We start from the raw sequence: 2183 nt of genomic DNA on the forward strand, positions 1-2183 counted from the left end.
GATCATTGGATATTTTTGCGATTTTATTTTCTAGTATTATATTCCCATCTGTTGTTCCTAGTATAATTTTCCCATCTATTTCATTTATTGTAGATATGTATTTGTCATAATTTATAGTTTTTATATATTTCCCGCTTTCAAGACTATATTCTTTTATTTCTTTTTTATCAACCAAAATAATTTTTCTTTGATTTTCTAAAATAAATATATTAGGTATTAAAAAATCATATTTTATTTTCAATTGTATTTTATTGTTAGTATTAAAATTATAAATATAAAAATTATTATAAACTTCAAAAGTTACTATATAATTTTTCGATATTGCTAATGGCATTAAATCATTATATATTTTTTCACTATTATCATTTAAATTAAAAGAAAATGTATATTGTGATGAAAAATCTAGATTAAATATCAATGAATTAATATTAGAATTTAAGTAAAAATTATTTGTAATATTTCTTATTGATTTTGATTTTTTTAATTCAACTTTATCAATTGAATTATTATTATAATATCTTGAAATTAAGTATTTATAAAACACACCTTCAAAATCTGTTTTTTCTAACCATTTTAACCAATTAATCATATATTTTTTTATCTTCTCCTGTAATTCCTGTTCTGTTAAAATTACAGATTCTTTATATATTTTTTTTAGTTCGTTATGTCCATATTTTTTAACAATAAAATTTACAAATGATACCCCAAAAGTATAACCATTATTTCTATTTAAAAAAATAATTTCAAATTTTTTATCATTGGATAATCCTTTAAATTTATTGGAAAATTTTATTATTTTTTTTATTGTTTGATTATATCCTTCTATAATATATGGTGTATCATACCACCTAAACCAATTAGCAAGTCCCTCTTTAAAAAAATCAAAACTACATTCCCCCCATAATACAGAATTCAATGCATGAACAATTTCATGTGGAACACTAAACCACGTTGAAAAGATAAATAAACGTAAAGTATTATTATCAATTATTCCTGTGGTAAACGATGCATTATGTATGTTAGAAAATGCATATCTATCTGAATTATTATTGACGATAATAACAACTATTTTTTCTGAAAAACTCTTCTCTTTAAATATTTTAATAAAATCATCTATTTCTTTTTGAAACTTTTTTGCATAAATAACTATATGTTTCCTAAAAGGAGCATCTTTCTCAAAATAAATTTCAAGATTTTTTGTTTCATATTTAATATAATTCTCTTTTGCATATGAATATAATAAATTTATCTTATTTTTATCTACTTTAATATTATTACTAAATATCAAACTACTAAAAAAAATTAAAAACAATAAAAGAAAAATTTTTATGTGTTTCAAGTTATCCACACCCTTTCACATTAAAATATATAGCAATAACAGGTGCTCATTATATGAACACCTGTATATTATTAATTACATGAACCTGGAGTTAATATAGGTGGTATAAAATCTTCACCTGAACAACCTCCTGTTTCTAAAATTCTATCCAAACTACCTGGAGCACATGTAAATAAACATAGCATTCCACCATCTCCAGCCCCCGGATCACTTTCACATGGAGTTAAGTCAGATGAATCAGATAAAACTCCTGGTTCGTTTAAACTTATGATTTTAAATGCCATCTACATACCCCCTCATCATGATTATTACAATAAAGTTATTTTAATAAGTAACTTTACTGCTTATTTCCTTAGATAACAATACCATTGCCCATTCATATTCCAATTTTATAAGATCACAAAAATAATTTTTAAATTCTTTTGGATGTGTCTTTTGATAAATTTATACCTGTTTTAAGATTTTCTATTTTCTCTTCTTCTCTTCCGACGTGGTTCCAACACTTATATATATCTCCATTTGAACTTATTTCTTTTTTAGAAAATTCTTCAGGTACTAAACATAATTTATCATTATATGCTTCATTTATATTATCTAGAGGCGCTAATAAACATTTCTATTAAAATACATATTTTAGTGAATACACTCGAATTTAAAAATCATATTGTCACTTGTAATTACTATTTTGTTTTCTTCTATATATTTTATATTGCTTATTATATGTTCTATAATAAATGATTTTATTATTTTTCCTTCTTTTAATTTATATACTATTACTCTGTTTCCATCTGTTATTACTAATTCATCTTTATTTATATCTATTGCTTTAACTTCTTTAAATGGA

At 22.4% G+C, this 2183-nt stretch carries 3 protein-coding genes; all 3 read right to left on the minus strand.

What is annotated here, in order from left to right; all coding sequences use genetic code 11:
• Window positions 1-1339: hypothetical protein (locus XO12_RS10965; RefSeq protein ID WP_175420328.1), on the minus strand; the 1339-nt coding region annotated here is incomplete at its 3' end.
• Window positions 1340-1410: 71 nt separating this feature from the next.
• Entirely contained in the window at window positions 1411-1623 is a 213-nt protein-coding gene (locus tag XO12_RS10970; protein ID WP_175420329.1) for a hypothetical protein, read from the minus strand.
• Window positions 1624-1972: 349 nt separating this feature from the next.
• The coding region (locus tag XO12_RS10975) for a hypothetical protein (protein WP_175420330.1) at window positions 1973-2183 on the minus strand (211 nt) is incomplete at its 5' end.

The organism is Marinitoga sp. 1154 (genome assembly GCF_013363285.1).
Taxonomy (GTDB): domain Bacteria; phylum Thermotogota; class Thermotogae; order Petrotogales; family Petrotogaceae; genus Marinitoga.